Source organism: Exiguobacterium sp. ZWU0009, assembly GCF_000798935.2.
Taxonomy (GTDB): domain Bacteria; phylum Bacillota; class Bacilli; order Exiguobacteriales; family Exiguobacteriaceae; genus Exiguobacterium_A; species Exiguobacterium_A acetylicum.
In genome coordinates this window covers 336,109-357,935 of record NZ_CP018057.1, presented here as the reverse complement: position 1 = coordinate 357,935, position 21,827 = coordinate 336,109, and the positions used below count along the sequence as shown (strand labels likewise).

12 protein-coding genes are annotated in these 21,827 nt (G+C 35.0%); 9 read left to right on the top strand and 3 right to left on the bottom strand.

What is annotated here, in order from left to right; translation table 11 throughout:
- Positions 1-51 precede the first annotated feature (51 nt).
- The 8 genes from drmA to L985_RS01905 all read left to right on the top strand — a co-directional run bounded on the left by drmA (position 52) and on the right by L985_RS01905 (position 18,129).
- Entirely contained in the window at positions 52-3,480 is a 3,429-nt protein-coding gene (drmA, locus tag L985_RS01940; protein WP_052169399.1) for a DISARM system helicase DrmA, read from the top strand.
- Complete coding sequence (gene drmB, locus L985_RS01935; RefSeq protein ID WP_047391734.1) at positions 3,467-5,230, top strand: DUF1998 domain-containing protein; 1,764 nt, start codon at positions 3,467-3,469, stop codon at positions 5,228-5,230. Before drmA ends, drmB begins: the two co-directional genes overlap by 14 nt.
- A 105-nt stretch (positions 5,231-5,335) precedes the next feature.
- The gene (gene brxF, locus L985_RS01930; protein ID WP_047391739.1) at positions 5,336-5,785 is read left to right on the top strand and encodes a BREX-3 system P-loop-containing protein BrxF; all 450 of its coding nucleotides are present in this window, start codon (positions 5,336-5,338) and stop codon (positions 5,783-5,785) included.
- Positions 5,786-5,808: 23 nt separating this feature from the next.
- Positions 5,809-9,513, top strand: a complete 3,705-nt coding sequence (locus L985_RS01925) for a DUF6079 family protein (RefSeq protein ID WP_047391744.1) — start codon at positions 5,809-5,811, stop codon at positions 9,511-9,513.
- A gap of 13 nt (positions 9,514-9,526) precedes the next feature.
- The gene (locus L985_RS01920; protein ID WP_047391748.1) at positions 9,527-12,340 is read left to right on the top strand and encodes a DNA methyltransferase; all 2,814 of its coding nucleotides are present in this window, start codon (positions 9,527-9,529) and stop codon (positions 12,338-12,340) included.
- A gap of 15 nt (positions 12,341-12,355) precedes the next feature.
- On the top strand, positions 12,356-14,206 hold the full coding sequence (gene pglZ, locus L985_RS01915) for a BREX-3 system phosphatase PglZ (RefSeq protein ID WP_047391752.1): 1,851 nt from the start codon (positions 12,356-12,358) through the stop codon (positions 14,204-14,206).
- Positions 14,207-14,229: 23 nt separating this feature from the next.
- The gene (locus L985_RS01910) at positions 14,230-14,907 is read left to right on the top strand and encodes a hypothetical protein (protein WP_047391756.1); all 678 of its coding nucleotides are present in this window, start codon (positions 14,230-14,232) and stop codon (positions 14,905-14,907) included.
- Between the two features lie 57 nt (positions 14,908-14,964).
- Complete coding sequence (locus L985_RS01905; protein ID WP_047391759.1) at positions 14,965-18,129, top strand: DEAD/DEAH box helicase; 3,165 nt, start codon at positions 14,965-14,967, stop codon at positions 18,127-18,129.
- A gap of 107 nt (positions 18,130-18,236) precedes the next feature.
- Here L985_RS01905 and L985_RS01900 read toward each other — a convergent pair whose 3' ends face one another.
- From L985_RS01900 to L985_RS01890, 3 genes are read right to left on the bottom strand one after another with little or no spacing between them, the layout of a single operon-like run.
- Positions 18,237-18,620, bottom strand: a complete 384-nt coding sequence (locus tag L985_RS01900; protein ID WP_158513329.1) for a Rieske (2Fe-2S) protein — start codon at positions 18,618-18,620, stop codon at positions 18,237-18,239.
- Positions 18,621-18,674: 54 nt separating this feature from the next.
- On the bottom strand, positions 18,675-21,008 hold the full coding sequence (locus tag L985_RS01895) for a DEAD/DEAH box helicase family protein (RefSeq protein ID WP_052169400.1): 2,334 nt from the start codon (positions 21,006-21,008) through the stop codon (positions 18,675-18,677).
- On the bottom strand, positions 21,005-21,328 hold the full coding sequence (locus tag L985_RS01890; RefSeq protein ID WP_047391769.1) for a nucleoside triphosphate pyrophosphohydrolase: 324 nt from the start codon (positions 21,326-21,328) through the stop codon (positions 21,005-21,007). Before L985_RS01890 ends, L985_RS01895 begins: the two co-directional genes overlap by 4 nt.
- An 89-nt stretch (positions 21,329-21,417) precedes the next feature.
- Between L985_RS01890 and L985_RS01885 the strand changes: the two genes are divergently transcribed.
- The gene (locus tag L985_RS01885) at positions 21,418-21,807 is read left to right on the top strand and encodes a RidA family protein (protein WP_047391772.1); all 390 of its coding nucleotides are present in this window, start codon (positions 21,418-21,420) and stop codon (positions 21,805-21,807) included.
- Positions 21,808-21,827 lie beyond the last annotated feature (20 nt).

Sequence of the window (21,827 nt, the reverse complement as noted above, 5' to 3'; positions counted from 1 at the left end):
CCTTATATAGAAATGTTTTACAATTAAATTATAGAAGAAAGGAGCACTATTATGAATGATATTATCCAACGAATTACAATTTTTTTATCCAATAAAGAAAACAATCAAGCTCATGTAGATGAAGTGCTTACTTTACTTGAAGATGAATTTATTGATCTTCGTCTTTTAAATAAAGTAGTCCAGCTACAAGATAATATTCAAATCAATAATAATATAATCACATTGAAGCTATCCTCTGAAAAAAAAGAAAATGTTTCTTTTTCATCTAATCATAGAGAAGAATTAGTTAAAGAATTAGAAAACCGCTTAATAGGTCCGTCAGAAGGAAGCGAGGAAACGCTAAGAGTAGCACCAAGTTCATACTATTTAACTGGTCGTTTGTTTCCATACGGCTCTTCTTCAAATGTTATTCATGAAGACGAAACGGGACAGCCTCTTAACGAAATTGAAGGCGTCACTTTAGAAGGAGAAGCAATCGAAGAAATTATAACTACACAAGATAAATTTCGAAATTCCTCGTTAGGTATTAGTATTATCGTAAAGGAATTAAAGGAGATTAATTGTTGTGTTAGTTGGGCTATGTATGAGCAGATAGAAATTCCTCATGAAAAGGATCACGAAAAAGTACATATACATTATAAAAGATCTCCACAAAAAACTAACGTTTTAATAAATCTTAAAAGTAACGGTGAACTTATATTGAATAAGGATTATCCATTGTGTATTAAATGGTACGTTCGTCGAGGAAAATCTGGATATGATGTTAGTATTTATCTCGTTCATACATTGAGCTTAGAGGATACTCAACGCTTCCCACGGCAAAGCGAAATCATTTTCCAACCCAAAATGGCTTTTGAAATTGAAAAGGAAAACATCATTCCACGTTCAACACCTAGTACTGATCATTTAATCAATTTTTTATATCGCCATCGTACAGTGCCGATTATTGGACATCAGATTAGTGTTGATTGGACTGAAACAACTGAATTGTTTTCGTTTAAAACATCTTGGTTACCTAAAGAAGAAGTTCCCATTGTCGAACATAAGAGTTTAGATGATATCTCATACAATATGCTAGATCTTGCCAGTAACAAGAAAAAAGAAGTCATTCAACAATTGTACCGGCTACCAAGTGAATATATAAACTGGATTGATGAACAAGCTAATTTAAAAGCCACACTCAATCAAAAGGAACAAGAAATTTTACTTACTCAATCAGAAAAAGCTCATCATACATCAGAAAGAATTCGAGAAGGCATTCAATTGTTGGAAGAGAACAACAATGCGTGGATTGCTTTTCGATTAGCTAACTTAGCTATGCATGTGCAAAGAGAACAAGGAATTAATGCTTCTGCACATCGCGAAAATAACAACCATACTTTTGAACCTCAAAAAAGTAGTTGGCGCTTGTTTCAACTAGCTTTTTTATTAATGAACCTACCTAGTACATTTAACAAGACACATAAAGATCGAAAAACGGTAGATTTGCTTTGGTTCCCTACAGGTGGAGGTAAAACAGAAGCTTATCTAGGGCTTGCAGCTTTTATTTTGTTTGCTCGCCGTCTAACAAATGATGTTGATAATCCAATGAGTTACGGTGGTATGAGTGTAATGATGCGATATACTTTACGACTTTTAACAATTCAGCAATTTCAACGAGCTACTCTTCTCATTTGTGCAATGGAAGCAATTCGTCGCAACAAGGATGTCTACTCATCCACTATTTCAGAATTATCTACAATTCAATTAGGTGAAGTTCCTTTTTCAATAGGATTATGGATTGGGTCTTCTTCTACACCAAATAATTACGCGCAAGCTAAAGTTGCTCTGGAAAAGCTAAGTAACAATGAAACTCTTGAAAACGAGGACTTTGGTAATCCTATGCAATTAAGTCACTGTCCTTGGTGCGGTACAAAACTAGAAGTAAAAGATTATTTTGCCTCAAGTAGCAAATCGACTATAAAGTGTTCTCTTAACAGATGCGAATTTTCAACTGGAATTCCTGCTCATACAATTGATGATGCCATTTACGATCACTTACCATCCTTAGTAATTGGAACTGTTGATAAACTTGCACAAATCACTTGGCAACCACGCATTGGGGAATTGTTCGGAAGGAAGACTTCTTATAATCGAAAGTTGAATAAGTTTATTGACGAAACACCAGATAATCAAATTAGACGAGAGGATGCATGGTTGCCTCCAGCAGATCTAATCATTCAAGATGAACTACATTTATTGAATGGACCCTTGGGATCATTAACTGGTTTGTACGAATTTGTAATTGAAGAAATGATGGGATTTGGTCTCACTAAACCTAAAATTATTGCTTCTACAGCAACAATCAGTGGAGCAGATGCACAAATTCGCGCCTTGTATGATCGTACTGCTAATCAATTTCCTGTATATGTACAATCACCGGACGATTCATTTTTTTCTAAAACCGTTCCTATAACGCAAAAAGCTGGGCGACTTTATGTGGGCATTTCTTCTCCAGGAGTAAGTATGAAAATTCATACTGTCAATGTTTATGGAGCATTGATTGCAGCAACACGAATGCAACCTATTAGTCCAAGCCTTGATCCGTATTGGACAATTGTAGGCTACTTCAACACAATTCGTGAACTCGCTGGAACAAATACGATGTTTTACGATGAAATTAGAACTTACCTACAATCTAATAATGTTACAGAACCATTGTTAGATTTTGAAGAGCTAACAAGTCGTAAAAAAGCGCAAGAAATTCCATTATTACTATCGCGTATGGAACAACCAATTGGTAGCTCAGATACACTTGATGCTGTTTTATGTACAAATATGATTTCTGTAGGTGTCGATGTAAACCGACTTGGATTAATGGTCGTTCATGGACAGCCTAAAACTACAGCTGAATATATTCAAGCTACTAGTCGTGTTGGACGACAACATCCAGGACTAGTCGTCACATTGCTAAATCCACAAAGAACACGTGATATGTTCCATTTCGAACAATTTAAGTCATTTCATCAGTCCTTCTATCAATATGTTGAACCTACAAGTGTTACACCTTTTTCGTCTGGATCTTTAAAACGAGGTATTACAGGTGTATTAGTCGGTATTTTAAGACAAGCAACAACAGTACCTCCACTATCAAAAGCCAATAGCGCCGGCTTATTTGATATAAATAGTGTTGATCTAGAGATGATTAATCGATTAGTTACAAGAGCTCACTCTGTGTATCAATTACCCGAGGATGAAATACGACAATTAATTAGTAATGTTTTAGATAAATGGCAAGAACTCGCAGAACGTACAGATAGAAACTTAGCTTATCGACGAAAAGTAATCAATGGCCGAGAAACAAATTTAAGTCACCATTTACTAACTACATTTGAAAATACACCGTATACGATGGATTCAATGAATGCCCTCACCTCTCTAAGAAGTGTTGAGCCAGAAATCAGAGTCGAAGAGGAGATGAACCCTTATGACAGTTGGTAAGAATAATTCAATTTATCAGCGTGGAGCAATTCGAGCTGCTCAATTACTTCAACATTTTGGTCCAGGAGCTATCGTTGATTTACCAGAAGGAAGTTTTATTACAAGTGCTGTTGATCAATGGAAATTCAAACATGAACACAGTTTACAAGAAGAGGATCATGAAGCTGTTACGAATGCTTTAGGTGGGAAAAGTGTTCGATTACTAAATTATCATTCAGATACCATTCGTGCAAAAGTTTCTCGCTTCCCAATGTGGCGCTTTTGTCCGAATTGCGGATCAATGACGAATTCTCCAAGAAAACATTTGTGTTCAAATCCTAAATGTGAACCTCTCGGTATTAAGTATGCACCAATGCGTTTTATCACGGTCTGCCGCAAAGGTCATATTAGTGATTTTCCTTGGATAAAATGGGCACATCAAGATCAAGAAGTTTGCGAAAGACCGCGATTGATATTGTCAACAGACAAGGGATCGAAGTCAAGTTCTTACAAAACAATGCATGTGAAATGTACAAGCTGTAACGCAAAACGAGCATCGTTAGCAAGAATTAAAGAAAAAGGAGAATTAGAGCGTATTACTGGTAAAAAGTGCTCTGGAACAAAACCTTGGATTCTCAATCATAAAGCAGAAGATTGTTCTACGGAAATGACTGTTGCATTACGCGGCGAAACTAAACTTCATATCCCTAACATTCAAAGCGTTATTACTCTTCCTCTTAAAACAGCCAGTCAAGAGCTCATATATCAAGAAATCGATAAACATTATGATCTTATTAAAAAGAGCTGGTCAAATCTTAATGCTGAAATGAAACAACAGTTTCTTCCTATGCTCTTGTCTTCTCAAGATTTGACTGATGAGGAAATTCAAAAGGGAATTTCATATTTAGACAACAATCGAAATTTTGGTGATATTAATTCTTCTTCAATTCGTCAACGCGAGTTAAGCGCATGGAAACATACAAAGATTGCTCCTCTACAAGAACACGATTGTAAAGCCACTAGTGTAGAGATTCCATCACAATGGACATCCTATATTAGTCATATCGCACGAGTAGATTTAATGCGCGAGGTCCGTGCATTAACTAGCTTTAACCGATTAGATTACAGTGATTCTTTTGTAGAGAAAGCTGCTTCAGATGGTATTCCTATTTTTAAATCTAGCAAAACTTGGTACCCAGGAGTAGAAGTTTTTGGCGAGGGAATTTTTATTGAATTAAATCGTGAGATGATTGATGCTTGGGAAAATCGCTTAAAGGTAAATGAAATTTTTGGAGATCAAATTAAGATATTTAATAACAAGAGAATTAACCGTCAACAAATCGAAATTGAATTGTTACCCCGTCATATTCTCATGCACACTTTCGCACATGCGTTAATACGTGCGTTTGCTGAAACAAGTGGTTATTCTTCAACCTCTCTTCGAGAAAGATTATATTTTGAAAGTGGCGCTGCTTCTATTCTAATTCATACAGCAGAAGGTGACGCAGAAAGTAGCCTTGGTGGACTTATAGAACTTTCTAAACCTGAAAAAATGGATGCAATGATTCGTCGAGCTATTGAATTATGTGAATATTGTTCTTCAGATCCTACGTGTTTAGAAGGTGGACAAGAACATAAATCTGCGGCATGTCACTGCTGTCTATTTTTAAGCGAAACCTCTTGTGAATGGAATAATACTTTATTAGATCGTCGAACGATTAATGCAAAATTATCTGAAGAAGCACTATCTTTTTTTCCTAAACTCTTATAACCAGTATGAGCAGGATCAACTTGATTGTTTAATTTGATCCTGTTCATACTAAATAAAACATGCTACAATTTTAAGTTGCATTCAATAAGTAAATTGGAGTTTTATATGAATCCACACACAATTGATTATTTACAAAACAACTTATCAAAAATTCAAGATCAGTATTACAAAATTATTTATGTAAACGAATATCTTCATGGGAACAGTGTTTCTTATTTTGCTCAACAAGAAGGAACACCTTATATAAATCTAGGATTAAGTTTGTCTGAAAAACTACTTAATTATAGTTTAAAGCAGCGTCCGTTTGTTGTGCAGCAAGTCTTTGAAGATTTATTAATTGAAGCAAATTCAAAAGTTATTTGTCTAGATTTTATTGAGATTCTATTTGATCCCAGTCTTCAAATTCAACCACTTAGCCTACTCAAAAATTTAAGTAAAAACTATACACTTGTTGTTGCTTGGCGTGGAGTTTATCAAGATAACACACTTATCTACAGTGAGGTAGGACACCCTGAATATTATAAATACGCACTAGTTGATGAAGAAATTATTTGATTATTGTATAAAGGAGTATGGATATGAACTATCGCGAATTGCTTCAATTTGAACCAATTGAATCTATTATTAAGTTAACAGATGCAAATGTTGAAGATCGGGCAAAACAAATGCTTGAATCTTACGTTATTTCAGATCGAATGGCCGAACAACTATCAGATGAAATTATTGAACATCTACAATTTGATCGTCCTATCGAAAATAAAGGACTTTTTATCGTCGGTAACTATGGGACTGGTAAGTCTCATTTGATGAGTGTTATTTCTACTTTGGCAGAAAGAAAAAACGTAAGTAAATTTATTACTAATAAGAAAGTTGCTGAAAAGGCTCGGGAGATCGAAGGAAAATTCAAAGTAATCCGTATCGAAATTGGATCTGTTCAAACTTCTTTACGTTCAATTTTAATTAACTCGTTTGAATTACACCTTAATGAATGGGGTATTCAGTTTGAATTCCCACCAGATGATCAGATTACAAATAATAAAGAATCTTTAGAAAGAATGATGGGGATGTTTAATGAAACGTATCCTGATCATGGCTTACTACTCGTAGTAGATGAATTGTTAGATTATCTACGAGGACGCAAGGAACAAGAACTTACACTCGATCTAGGCTTTTTACGAGAAATTGGAGAAACCAGTTCCAAAACACGTTTACGTTTTATGGCCGGAATTCAGGAAATGCTCTATGGAAACCCACGTTTTAATTATGTAGCCGACTCCTTACAGCGCATTCATCAACGATTTGTTCAAGTAAGTATCGTTCGCGAAGATATAGCATTTGTTGTCTCAGAACGTCTTTTGAAAAAAACAGATGAACAAAAAGCTTATATTCGAGAGCATTTAAGGCAGTTTACAAAGTTATATCATCGTTTAAATGAAGACTTAGAAAACTATGTGAACTTATTTCCGATTCACCCTTCTTATTTAATTGCTTTTGAAGGTGTAAATACTGTAGAAAAACGTGTTGCTTTGCAAACGATAAGTGCTGAAATTAAGCAAATTATTGATAAAGAAGTGCCAAATATCCATCCCGGATTAGTATCTTACGATAGTTACTGGGAACACATTGAATCGAATTCTACAAATAAGTCAGATCAAAATATTCGTGAAGTAATTAGTAAACATAAGACTCTCTATCGAGCAGTGGAACAATCATTTCCCGAAGCAAAAAAACGGAACTATCAACAAATGGCTTTAAAGATTATTAATGCTCTTGCAGTCCATCGTCTAACTACAGATGACTTACATGATAAAGTGGGTCTAACTCCTGAAAATTTACGTGACGACTTGTTTTTGATGCCTACTTTAGGTGCTGAATTTTTGTTAGAAGAAGACGATCCTTCAGATTTTTTAAAGACTAGCGTAGAAGCTGCATTGAAAGAAGTACAAAAAACTGTTAGTTATCAATATATTTCCTCTAATGAATCCAACGGTCAGTATTATCTTGATTTAAAAAAGGATATAGATGTTGATAGTTTAATTCAGGTTCAAGCTGAGACGATTGAAGACGATAAACTAGATCGTTATTACTTTGATTTACTCCAAAATGCACTTGAATTAGACGATAATACGTATATCAACAATGTGAAAATTTGGAGATATGATTTTGTTTGGGAAGCTAATCATGTTTCTCGTGAAGGATACCTCTTCTTTGGTGCACCAAATGAACGCTCTACTGCTCAACCTGAACGAGATTTCTACATTTATATGCTTCGTCCATATAATCGTGTTCTATTTAAAGATGATCAAAAGCCTGACGAAGTTTTCTTTGAATATAGTCGATCCGATCTCGAATTTGACCAATTATTACGTCTTTATGCAGCTGCACAAGATTTAGCTATTAGTGCTTCTTCTAGTACTAAAAAGTTGTACACAACAAAGATTGATGCTTATAGACGTCGTTTAAACAAAACGCTTATCGATAACTTTAGTCAGACATTTGAGATTACGTACCAAGGAAAAAAAGCGACTATTGCTGATATCGGACTGTTTATACACTCTGCTCCAACAGCTAAAAAAATTATTGATACAGCTGCAGAGTCATTTTTGACAGACTGGTTTTCAAAAAAATATCCTGATTATCCATCTTTCAGCCGAATCGAAGTTGGATTAACACGAGACAATCTGACTGAATACGTAAAAAAAGCTTTATTAATGATTAAAGGTGAAACTTCTAAAATGGGACAAGATTTATTATCCGGACTAGTACTTTTAGATGATAAACAACAAGTGACTCTTGAACGCTCTGGATATATAAGATGGATACAAAAACTTTTAGATCAACGTGGTAACGGACAAGTTATTAACTACGATGAACTAATTTTTACTCAACGTATAAAAGGCATTGATGATATCCGATATACATCTACATTTAAACTTGAATCAGAATTACTGGTAGTTTTGCTTGGTGCTATGCTTCACTCTGGAAGACTTGAAGTTTCTATCGAAGGTAAGTCGTATAATGCTATGAATTTTAATGATTGGCTCAAGTTAGATATACGACAGCAGTCTGTTTTCAACTATATAAAAAAGCCAGTCGGCTTACCAACGGGCGTTATTAAAGAACTTGCTAGCTTATATGATATTGGTCTACCCAATTATGAAGAAGATACGTTAAACCGCTTTATTCGTAAATTGACAAATTCGACACTTGAACATATCAAATCAATTCTTGAAGTAAGCCAAATGTTAAAGAATGGTTTACAGATTGCTAGTTATGCCCTTTTAAGCAATAAAGAGATTGCTGAGTACCGATCGGCACTGCAAGAGCATAAAGACTTCATTGAAACACTGCAAAGATATGATACACGTGCCAAACTAAATAATTTACGCTTTTCGGAAAAAGAAGTATCTGATCAGAAGAAACATTTAAAAAAATTATCCGAAATACAGCAAGTCATTCAAGAAATTACTCGCTTAAAACCGCTAGTTGATTATTTACAAGTTGCTCAATCAATTGAAGGAGAGTTATCACCGTGGAATCAGGAAGTTGATTTGGCCTTACTTGATTTGGTAAAGCTCTTGAAAACGCATCAGTCTACGTCGTTAATTGAAAGTCGCTTGTTAAAGCTTAAACAAGATTACATTACAAATTATATGAATCAACATGCAAAAACTCGCTTAAACTTAACCGAAAACAGCCTAAAACAATCATTACTATCAGATAATAGATTAAATACTTTAGAGTCTTTAGCACAACGAATTCCGCTATTTCAAACTTCTCAATTAGAAGCATGGAAAGCCCAACTTCATTCACTTAAAGCTTGTCTACATCTATCAGAAGATAAGTTACAAAATAATCCGTTATGTGAATGTAAATTTCGTTTGAATGCAGGTAATCATTTAAATAAAGCTATTCTTGCTCATAGTAAAGAGCAGCTTCAATCTATATATGATAGCTGGATTGAACAATTGACAAATACACTATCCTCTAAAGAAATACAACAAGGGGTTGAATTATTAAATCCTCAGCAACGGAAAAAAGTCGAAGACTTCATAATTTCTAAAGACTTATCTGTTCCTGTTGATATTACGTTATTACAAGTCATCAGTGAGCTTCTTTCTGGTATTGAAAAAGTCGAAATTTCTTTAAATGATTTTGAAGAAATGATGACTTATGGAAGTCCTATGACTATCGAAGAAGTACGCGAGCAATTTGAATGCTTACTAAAAAGTAAGGTTGGAAATCAATCTACACAGCATATTCGCATGTTGTTAAAAAAATAAAGGAGTTTTTAGCATGGATGAGCAAGAACAATTATTTTTTAATTCAAAGTCCGAGACAGACGACCAAAAAGTTGTCTGTCTCGGACTAACATTTAATAATGATGAAGAAAGAAGAAACTATTTTAGAAATGAACTTCGGAAAAAGCTTCCGCAGTTAAAGGAGATCGAAGGATTCCCACTCGGAGAAGATGAAGATATTATTGCACTTTCAGATCCTCCCTATTATACAGCCTGTCCTAATCCTTGGTTAAATGATTTTATAAATTATTGGAACGAGGAAAAAAACTCTACAAATGATTCTAAAATAGATGAGTCTTATTCTTGTGAACCTTTTTCTGTAGATATTAGTGAAGGAAAGACAGATCCAATTTATTTAGCTCATTCTTACCATACTAAAGTTCCGCATAAAGCAATTATGCGCTATTTAATGCACTACACCGAACCTGGTGATCTTGTATTAGATGGATTCTCTGGCACAGGTATGACTGGAGTTGCTGGGGCCTTATGCAATAATCAATCCTTATTAGAAAGTATGGGATATGATTTATCAAGTCGTGAGATGGAAAATAAAGTCGGCATACGAAAAACTATTCTCAACGACATTTCTCCAATAGCAACTTTTATTGCTTCAAATTACAATAATGCTGTAAACTACAAAGATTTTGAAAAGAGTGCTTTAGCTGTTTTTGACGAAGTACAAAAAGAGTGCTCATGGATGTTTAACACTTATCACGAACAAAACGATACATTAGTTAAAGATAATAAAGGTAATCCTATCATCGGAAAAATTGAATATACAGTATATAGTGACGTTTTTGAATGTCCAAACTGCACTGAAGAAGTTATTTTCACGGATGTGGCATTAAACAAAGAAAATGGAAGTGTAGCAAAAGAATTTAAATGTAAAAGCTGTTCCACTATTCTTACAAAAAACAAGCTTAAAAGAATATTTTTAAATTATATTGATGCTGAAGGTACTATGGTCAATCTGGCAAAACAAATTCCAGTATTAATTCATTATAGTGTTGGAAAAGAAAAGTTTTCAAAATTTCCTTCCAATGAAGATTTTGAATTGATAAATAAAATTGAGAATATTGATATCCCATACTGGTTCCCTAAAGATGAAATTCCAAGCGGTCATAATCTTAATCAACCTAAAAATAGTCACGGTCTTAGTAAAATTCATCATTTTTATTCCAAACGGGCATTATATGTATTAGCTAAAACGTTTGATACTATTAACCAATTAAATAGCGATATTAAGCCTTATTTACAATTTACATTTGAACAAGCTATTTTAGGAATGTCTAAAATAGCAAGATATGTACCAACTCATTACTCTCAAGTAAATCAATATTTAAGTGGTACATTATATATCGGATCTCAGATTGTAGATGTTTCTCTCGAGTATATAATACTTAATAAAATTAAACGATTAGTCAAAATGCTTCAAAAAGAAGCTTCAAGTATTCATTTAAATAATGTAATATCTACTCAAGCAGTTCAAAGTTTAAAAGGATTGCAAGAGAATTCTATTGACTACATCTTTACTGATCCACCTTTTGGTTCTAATTTAATGTATTCTGACTTAAATTTCATGTGGGAATCCTGGTCAAAAATCAAAACTAATACAAGTAAGGAAACTATAGTGAATGATTTCCAAAAGAAAGACACTAATGGATACAAGGATCTTATGCAAGAAGCTTTCTCAACATATTATAGAGTATTAAAACCAAATAGATGGATTACCGTAGAATTCAGTAATTCTAAAGCATCGATTTGGAATGCAATTCAAGATGCAATGCAAAAATCTGGATTTATCATTGCTAATGTTTCAGCATTAAATAAAAAACAAGGCAGTTTCAAAGCTGTCACTTCATCAACTGCGGTTAAACAAGATTTAGTAATTTCTGCTTATAAACCTTCTTTTGAAAATATAAAAGAAATGCAACGTAATGAGAATTCTTCAGAATCTGCATGGATTTTTTTAAATCAACATTTGGAGAATCTTCCTGTTTTCAGTGGTTCTAAAGATGAATTTGATATTATTGCAGAAAGAACGCCACGCATTTTATTTGATCGTATGATTGCATTCCATGTTCAAAATGGTCTAACAATCCCTATATCTTCAGCAGAATTTCAAAATGGTGTATCACAGCGTTTTTCTATGCGAGACGGGATGGCATTTTTAGAATCACAAGTTGCGGAGTACGATAAAAAGAGGATATTAATAAAAGAATTTTCACAAATGACATTATTTGTATCAGACGAAAATAGTGCAATCGAATGGATTCGTCAGCAGCTGTTGAAAAAAACTCAGACACGACAAGATCTTCACCCTTATTTTATGAAAGAAATTCAACACATTGCTAAACATGAGCAGTTGCCAGAGTTAGATGATCTTTTATCTCAAAACTTTTTACGTTTTGATGATGAAGAATCTGGCGTTCCCACTCAAATCTTAACGTATTTACGACGTAATTATCCTGATTTACGTGGTTTAGATGCTTCGCACCCAGCAGTAATAAAAAAAGCACTTCATCGCTGGTATGTTCCTGACCCTAACAAACAAGCTGACCTTGAAAAATTACGTGAGAAGGCATTACTTCGTGAATTTAATCTCTATGTAGAAGAAATGGCAACATCTAAGAAAAAACTAAAAGTCTTCCGAACAGAGGCTATTCGAGCTGGCTTTAAAAAAGCATGGAGTGAAAAAGAGTTCCAAACAATTATCACAGTTGGAGATCGTTTACCTGAAACGATCATTCAAGAAGATGATAAATTATTGATGTACTATGATAACGCTCAGATCAAATTAGATATGTAAAAGAAGGTGTCTTTGTTGAATTCTTGGTTGGAAACATTATTTTTAAAAACAAATCCTCTCTATTTGGTTCAAGACAATGATCATATTTTATCAAATGTAGAGATACAAACTCATCTATCAGAATATGAACTATTTTTTTATGAAGATCCAATGGAATTAAGATATGTATTTGAACAATATCGTTTGAATCTGTTTAAAAAACCTCTGTTACTAATCGTTACAAAAGAATTCAATTCAGTCCCTTTCGATATTTTAAAAAGTAGTCTTCAGGTTAACATCTCCTGGAGACTACTTTTCCCTTTTCTAAATGAAAAGGTGCTAAAACAATTCAGTACAGAAGAACTCAATCAATTACTTATTCGTTCTGAAAGAGAAATGAATATTAAAAGCTCTTTATCCTCCAAAGAAACTGAATTATATCTATTTCAATCAATTTATGACATTGACATGCGCAATATGGCAAGTACAGAACAATCTGTTCTTGGAAAAATAGCTGAATTTTATACTAACCATCAAGCTATTCCTCAAAGCTATATAAACTTTGTACAAAAATATTATTCAGAAGTTCAACTATCAACTTCTTTACAGTCTAAAATTCTTTTTGAAGAGTATGTAAATCAAAAATTTTCGCAAGACATCTTGAGTTATGAAAATTCAAATCTTGATGAACGAAAAGAAGATTTTGCTTCACAATTAGAAATGTATAAAATACCATCTATAAATTCATTACTAAAAAAAATCCATGTAACAGATGCAAGCATCTTTCCAGCCTATATTCAACCTTTACTAATAGAACATAAGCAGATACAACACGATCTTGTGAATCAGTTAGCAAATCTAAATTTTGAAGAATTCAAACTAGATGATTGGAAAAAATTAGCTTTTAAAATCGGGAAGATTCGCTCAACAGGTTTACTTTTTAATACTCATATAAGTGATTCGCGACCTATTGTTAATGCTAATAATTTGTTTGAAAGTTGGTTAGTAACATCTTTTGAATCATTACGTTCTCTGCCTAGCTTTCCGTCACCTAAACTATCACATCAAGTTCCTCACTATATCGCTAGTTCAAATAATTATAAAAAGGCTCTTCTTGTAATGGACGGAATGAGTTTTACATTCTGGGAAATAATTAAGTCCCATCTTGAAAAAAATACTGAATGGGCATTTGATGAGCATGCTATATTTTCTTGGGTCCCGACACTTACTACTATTTCTCGTCAAGCAATTTTCTCTGGTTTAGAACCAAAAGAGTTTAGTAAATCAATCTTTACAACGAATTATGAAGCAACCTTATGGAAAAGGTTTTGGATAAATGATGGTTATCTAAGTGAAGAAATCTCTTATCAACGTTCTCTTGGATTTGAGCATTACAATAGAAGTAATATTAGCGGTTTTTCTTCTCCACTTATTAGTATTTATGGAGGAGTAATTGATGTAATCGATCGTTTCATGCATAGCTCACTTCAAGGACTAAGCTCTATTCATAACGAACTCGATCACTGGCTTAATCAAAATTACCTTGTCAACTTGTTAAATGATCTTCATGAAGCGAATTATGAAATTTATATAACTTCCGATCATGGACATATTGAAGCAATGGGATCAGGAAAAATTAACGAAGGGACTCTAGCAAGTTCTAAGGGACAGCGCGTTCGTATGTATGAACATAGTAGTCTTCAACATAATGCGCATTCTAATTATCCAAAGACGATTTTATGGCAGTCTACTGGTTTGCCTAATATTTACCCTCTAATTGCAAAAGGACATGATGCTTTCATTCGAAAAAATGATAAGCTCGTCACACATGGAGGAATCAATATCGAAGAAGTAATTGTTCCGTTTATTCAATTAAAACGTCATTAAGTATGTAGAAAGCGAGGACCAACATGAAGCAAATTGGCTACATTAAAACCATTCATCCAGAATACGTCGATTTCTACTTTGATGTTGAAAAAAGTTATGCCTTTCAATGTAACACTAAATTTTTAAATAAGTTATCAGAAACTGACTTATCAAATGAGACACAAAAAAGAATACAAACTATGCTAAATAATATTTTTTCCACTGAAGCAAAATATCAGAATACGTCTATTCATTATAATTCTTTAACTTCCGAGAATAAGGCGGCCCGTTTTTATATGTTATGTTGTCTTGCTTATCCCTTTTTCCGTGATACTGTGGAATTTTTAGGACGTCAGTTTAGATTGAATGAATATATTACAACAGTGCAAGTAATGACTCATATGAAAAAACTTTATGGTGATAGACGCAGAGTCGAAATAGCTGTTTCATCGATTTTATCTTCTCTCTACTATTGGAAGTTAATAAACCGTCCGAAAGTTGGTATATATTCAATAAAACACTATGTTATTGATTTCTCAATTCACTACACTATTATGATCGAAGTTCTTATGCATGCAAACAATCATAACGCGATTACACAGGACACTTTAGAGCATAGTTCAATTTTTTTTCCTTTCAGTTACGAAGTTTCACTTTCGATATTGAGCCATGATTCTTATCGTATAATTCGATCAATCTCAGATGTTATCATCACAAAATAATTTCGAACCTCTTGTTTATACTTTACAAGAGGCTCTTCTTTAAGGAGCAATGTCACAATGAATTTTAAAATTGGTGATGTTATTCAAGATACTATTTTCCCTGAACCTGTTCGTATTATTAATTTCACGCCTTATGGAGATACACATCAACTTGTTCAAGCTAATGGATTAAATACAAATAAATACTACCAACAAATTTTTTCAAACGAAGTTTTATACTCCATAAAAAAAATAGGGAATCATTCTTTAAATACATGGCAAGATGTTCAATCTTTACTTCACTATCACCTCTTACGAAGTGAACTATTTTCTTCTAAAGGTTTTGTTTCTAAATTTGATAAGATCACACCATATCCTCATCAAATCGATGCAGTATATGAGCATTTTTTATCAAGTTCACCAGTCCGTTTTTTATTAGCTGATGATCCTGGTGCTGGAAAAACAATTATGTCTGGCATGCTATTGAAAGAATTAAGAAACCGACAGAATATAAAAAAAATTCTAATTTTAGCGCCACCATTAGTATTAACACAATGGAAAGAAGAACTTTTTACAAAGTTTGACGAAGATTTCACTGTAATTTCTAGATCGACATTAAATACAGAGAAAATTAATCCATTTCTTACGCATCCTTTTTGTCTCGCCTCACTTAATTGGTGTGCACGTGACGATGTTCAACAACTTATATTAGAAGCAGATTTTGATTTGATAATTATTGATGAAGCACATAAAATGGCAGCTTATCAAACAGGGAAAAAACGTATTTCAAAAACTAAGCTATATGCTTTTGGTGAAAAAATTTTAGAAAAAACTCCACATGCTTTGCTGCTTACAGCCACTCCACATAAAGGAGATTCCCAAAACTATCGTCTGCTTTTAAAGCTCCTAAATCCAGATGTGTTTCACGATCAACTAAATGAAAATATGTTAAGAGAAGACAGCAACCCTTACATCGTTCGTCGTTTAAAAGAAGATATAATTGATTTATACGGAAATAGTGTCTTCGCAAAACGAATAACAAAGACAATACAATATACTTTAGGACCAGAAGAATTAGAATTACATAAAAAAATTACAGCATACGTGACTGAATATTACGATAAAGCTCTATCGAAAAAACAAAATGCGACTACATTTGCACTAATGATTTTACAACGTAGGCTAAGCTCGTCTTTTTATGCGCTAGAGCAGTCTTTAGGACGTAGAGTCAATAAATTGAGTTTACTGTTAAGCTCTACTGATCGTGAAAGAAAAAAAATAACAAAAACATTATCTAGCTCATTTCAATCACAAAGTGAAGATAATTTTATATTAAATCACTCAGAAGATGAATTAGATGGAACTATTGAAAATTATGATACAGCTGGAATTGAAAAAGAATTAAGTGTAGTGCATGAGTTGTTATTAGAAACAAAAAATATTCGACGTTATTACTCTGAGAAAAAGTTTAACGCATTAGAAGACTTACTTTTTGGAGTAAATGGACTGGTGGATGAAAATAATAAGATATTAATTTTTACTGAATCCGTTGACACATTAAATTTTTTAAAGAAAAAGCTCTCGTTGTATATTTCGAACATCGCTACCATACAAGGAAGTCAAACAATGACTGAGCGGTTTAAACAAATTAATTTTTTTAAAAATACTGCTCAAATAATGATTGCTACAGATGCAGGGGGTGAGTCGATTAACTTACAGTTCTGTAATCAGCTAATAAATTATGATATCCCTTGGAATCCAAATAAATTAGAACAGCGTATGGGAAGAATTCATCGAATCGGTCAAAAAAGGGATGTTTTTATATTTAATTTAGTCTCTCAGAATACCCGAGAAGGTTACGTTTTAAATAAACTATTTGAAAAGATAGATACAATGAAAGAAGATTTAGGAGAAGAAAATGTCTATGACTTTATAGGAGAGCTACTAGAAGGTGATCTATCTTTAACTCGTATTATGGAAGATGTAATTCTTTCAGAACAGAATCTAGATACATTTGTTGAGAATTTTTCAAACAAACTAGAAGTAGAACATCAGGAATTACATTTAAAATCTACACAGTGGAATTCGATCAAGCCATCTTATGATTTACACAAAATAAACGATTCCATAATTTCCGGGGAAGAAGCTAAAACATCTTCTTCATTTCTTGAATCTTTAATTATTCGTTCACTTGAATCACAACATATAATGCTAGAACAAAGTAACGATATTTATAATATTCAATATGTACCTCCTACTTTTAAAAATCAGTATCCTATTAGTATTGATTGGGAAAACGAAGAAAGTTTTACTTTCAAATCAACAAATGAAATCACTAATATGAATGTCCAACAAGTAAACTTAAATCACTCTCTTTTTAAATGGACTTTAGATTATTTGGAAGATCAGTTTGCATTTCTTCCCCCTCATAAGCATCTTATTATCTCAGAAGATCTAGAACGAATGATGATTTGGTCATTTAGTGTTAACTATAAAAATATTAATCAAGAGCTATTACATCGTTCTACGGTAACTTTATGCAAACGATCAGAGGGAGATGTAGTCCAAATAAATAACAAATGGTTTTTCGATTTAACTAGTCCAAATATCACTTACTCTGCACCTACTAACGAGTCAGATCCTACTATACTGAACGAAATCATATCAAAAATAAATATTGATATTTCCGAATATGAAGAACTGAGAAAAAGTTCCGCATTAAAATTAAAACAATATATTACTCGCTCATTCGAAGATCAATTTAATTATGTTTATGATTTAATCACACAAAAGAGTTCGTCTCTCTCTACAAAAGAAACAAAAGACTTACAAATCTTGAAATCTTCATTGTCATCTATTGATAAAATGAAAATCAAAAAGTTAGAAGAAATTGATCGACAAAGCAAACTATCAATTGATTATCCAGAGTTAATTGGGCAATTTGAAATAGAAAATAACGTTAATTCTTCAATTAATACTACTCGCCTGTTTTCAATAGACTTTGAAGAAATAATAAGAGATTATGAGCATGAAAATAATCGCTCATTAAAGAAAATTTTTCTTCCTCTAGGAGTAATTGATTTTTATTCGGAACATATTAATGGAGATGGTAGATATATTCGTATTTCACGAAAAGATACTGATAATGAAAAACACGCTTTAAGTTTATTGAATTTGAATGCCCCTCTTTATCTTTATATAGTGGATCATTCCAATAATGTAATAAATGAATATTTAATCTAAACATCAACTAAAAAAAGTAGCAGCAATTATCTTGAAACTCAAAATAATTGCTGCTACTTTTATTCATTGTCGCTAAATAAAATATCTCATTCACATTAGTTTAATTATTATTTTATCCATTCTCCACTGACATAAAACTTTTCTTTAACACCAAATAACTGAATATGATCTTCCCAAATATAAAATCTCCATTTAGCATCTCTTCCATATTCAATAATCATATCTTTTGTCATCAAACGACGAAGATTTTTAAATTCAATAAAATATACCTTACCATTCTCTACACGTACTGCCATTATTGCAATCTCAGCCTCATCTAAAATCTCAACCTGTTTTGTAGTCAGATCGAACCATCCATGTTCTTTATCATGAATTTTTGTTTCGGGAGTACATAAAATAATCGTTTTGCTCTCGCTAGTTTTTCCTCTGTACATAATACGTTTTTGTTCAATTAAAGATAATGTGCAATTGAAACGATCTTGAATTGCCATAATAACTTTTTCTTTAGTGGGAATTGACAATGTTTAACACTCCTTATGATTGTTTTAAACTTCAGTTATTTTATGGCTATCCATAAAATAATTCGAAACTCTAAACAGCACTATTTGCTTTATTATTAAGTATAATACGTCACTTTCAGTTATTTCTTTTAGAATTAAATGTTTCCCCTCAAATTCGAACGGCCTCCCCATCTTCGGAAACGGCATCTTCTTTAATAACCGTTCTACTTTCACTGCATCAAATGGTTCTTTTAACTCCACCGTTTGCGCATCCTTCAATTCCCGATACTTCTCAGCATGCAAATACTCGTAAAAGAATGGTGCAACTTCCTCTGCCGTGATTGGCTCCATCCAATGCTTTTCTCCACGCTCAAGCATCGCTAACAGAACGACCATCTTATAGCTCCGGTTCATGATCGTCTTTTCGACCTGCTCAATCAATTCACGATTTGCGTCGTACGCTTCGACCTCTTCTTTAGATAACTCCTGTTGCTCCTTCAAGAAACCAACATAAGAACCCCACTCTTGTTTATAACCTTGCGGAACAGCTGCGTATTCTCCAATCTCAACATATGATGGTCGACGACCGAGTTCATATTTGACTTGTTCGTATTGCTCGATTAGTCGTAACTTTCGCTGACTTGGTTGTCTGAGTCGATGAATCAATTCCAGTGCCCGCGTATCGAACTCAATCACACAGCCAGGTGGTGGCGTAATCGGTTCTATCTCTCCTCGCTTGAACGATTCTTTCATTGTCCCAAGTAATTTCAGCTTCGTCTCGACGTTACGATAGTTCCCAATCAAGTCGATGATGACGCAGTGCGATTTGTCTTGCGCTAAGCGTAAACCACGTCCGATTTGTTGCGTATAGATGGCGACCGACTCGGTTGGTCGACAGAACAGGAGTGTATCGACTTTCGGAATATCAACACCTTCATTGAATAGATCGACGGTAAAGAGGACGTCGATTTCTCCTTGCTCAAATGCTTGCATGTATTGCGAGCGATTAGTCGTCTGTCCTGTCAGTGCAAATGCCGTTGTTCCTTTATCTCGGAATACTTGCGCCAGATATTCCGCCTGCTTGATTGACGAACAAAAGGCGATAGTCTTCGTTTGCCGATGCTTCTTCCATGAATGATAGATATTAACTGCGACTTCACGATCGAGTTGTCGATGCTCAAGCTGCGATGCATCATATGTCCGACCGATTCGTCGAATCTGGGAATAGTCGATCGTGTCATGAATGCCGTAATAATGAAACGGCGTCAAAAATCCTTCAGCAATCGCCGCTGTGAAATGCATCTGGAAAGCCACGTTATGGTGACAGATCGCATAGACATCGGCACCGTCCATTCGGTCTGGTGTCGCCGTCAGACCGAGCAGGAAACGGGGCGTGAAATGATCAATGATTTTTCGATAACTCGTTGCTGCTGCGTGATGGAACTCGTCGACAATGATGAGATCAAACTGGTCAGTTGCAAAGCGCTCCAAGTGACGCTTTTGTGCCAGCGTCTGGACGGATGCGAAGACAATCTCCGTCGTCTCCGTGACAGTCCGGTCACTGCCGATATAAAAGCCGGTCTGCCACGCCGAATTGACTTTTTGAAACGAACGCTCGGCCTGCAGTAATAGTTCTTTTTGATGTGCCAGAAACAGGACTCGTGTAAAGTCTTCCGCAAAGAACGCACTGAGATAGGTCTTCCCTAATCCAGTTGCAAGCACCGCCAACGCCCGTGTCCGTCCTTCGTCCATCGTTTCCCGTAACGCGTGCAGCGCTTCTTCCTGCACCCGGTGTGGCAGGATTTCAGGTACAACGACGACCGTTCCTTCGTCATACTCGACTTCCGGTTCCGCGACATATTGGCGCGCCGCGTACTCTTGACGGTAAGCATCTAAGACAACCGGATTCAGTTCTTCTGCCGATTCACTGAGATAAAGATCCATGAAGGCATCAATTGCGTCATCAAGGATCTGTGGAGCGACAGCTTGTGGTAGATGGACATTCCATTCGATACCGGACCGAAACGCACTGTTCGAAATGTTCGACGAACCGACGATTGATAAACCAGTCTCTGCGTTTCGAAATAGATACGCTTTCGGATGGAAAGAGCGTCCGCCTGACCGATAAAAGCGAACTGACAACCCATCAAGCGCAAGCAACTGCGCCAATGCTTCTGGATCCGTGATGTGTAGATAGTCGCCAATCAACAGCCGAATCTCGGCTCCTCGTTGCAACGCTCGACGAAACACCGGGACGAGTAACGCGACGCCTGACTTCTGAGCAAACGCTGCGACGATATAGACTTCCTCTGCCTGATTAATGGCATTGACAAGTGAGTCGTATAAATGATGCGTCGTCAGCTTCGCTTCCGGGATCAATCCTCGACCTCGATCAGGTAGAGGCGTTCTTCGAAGCCACCGCGTTGTTGCTGTTTCTTTGCTCGGACGGCTTCCAGTTCCTCAACTGTCACGCCATGTGTCTTCGCTAACGCTTGGATGAGCTCCAGTAAATCAGCTAATTCCTCGACAGCATCTGCGTCTGTCGTCGCTTCTTCATATTCAGCGAGTTCTTCATGTAATTTCTTTTTCGCTTCCACTAGGAATTCATTCTCATCCAGTGTTCGGAACGTCGCTTTTTTCCCGTTTTGGTCGATGATATTTGGAATCGCGTCTCGAACTAATTTATGATAAAGTGACATATCAATTCACTCCTTTGAAGGGTTGAGGGATATCCGAGTCGAATCACTCGGTGTCGTACATATGTATTTTACAAGAGGAGGTTCTTTTCATGTCTACATTTAAACAAATCGACACAACGAACGCCCCTGCTGCGATTGGTCCTTACTCGCAAGGCTTCATCGCAAACGGAACACTCTATGCTTCCGGGCAAATCCCGATTGATCCGGCAACAGGTGAACTTGTACCAGGCGGAATCACGGAGCAGACGGAACAAGTCATGCGCAACGTTGATGCCATCCTGAAAGAGGCAGGACTGACACCTGACCGCGTCGTCAAGACAACATGCTACTTAACGAGCATGGAACACTTCGCTTCTTTTAATACGATCTACTCCGATTACTTCGCACCGCACAATCACTTCCCGGCTCGGTCTTGTATCGCGGTTAAGGAACTACCAAAAGGTGCCTTGGTCGAAGTCGAAATTTTAGGACTCGTGTGATCTGATCGCTACGCACTCGT

Excerpts from the sequence above, each read along its gene's own strand:
- drmA (WP_052169399.1), top strand. The coding sequence starts at position 52 with ATGAATGATATTATCCAACGAATTACAATTTTTTTATCCAATAAAGAA.
- drmB (WP_047391734.1), top strand. The coding sequence starts at position 3,467 with ATGACAGTTGGTAAGAATAATTCAATTTATCAGCGTGGAGCAATTCGA.
- brxF (WP_047391739.1), top strand. The coding sequence starts at position 5,336 with ATGAATCCACACACAATTGATTATTTACAAAACAACTTATCAAAAATT.
- L985_RS01925 (WP_047391744.1), top strand. The coding sequence starts at position 5,809 with ATGAACTATCGCGAATTGCTTCAATTTGAACCAATTGAATCTATTATT.
- L985_RS01920 (WP_047391748.1), top strand. The coding sequence starts at position 9,527 with ATGGATGAGCAAGAACAATTATTTTTTAATTCAAAGTCCGAGACAGAC.
- L985_RS01910 (WP_047391756.1), top strand. The coding sequence starts at position 14,230 with ATGAAGCAAATTGGCTACATTAAAACCATTCATCCAGAATACGTCGAT.
- L985_RS01905 (WP_047391759.1), top strand. The coding sequence starts at position 14,965 with ATGAATTTTAAAATTGGTGATGTTATTCAAGATACTATTTTCCCTGAA.
- L985_RS01900 (WP_158513329.1), bottom strand. The coding sequence starts at position 18,620 with ATGGCAATTCAAGATCGTTTCAATTGCACATTATCTTTAATTGAACAA.
- L985_RS01890 (WP_047391769.1), bottom strand. The coding sequence starts at position 21,328 with ATGTCACTTTATCATAAATTAGTTCGAGACGCGATTCCAAATATCATC.
- L985_RS01885 (WP_047391772.1), top strand. The coding sequence starts at position 21,418 with ATGTCTACATTTAAACAAATCGACACAACGAACGCCCCTGCTGCGATT.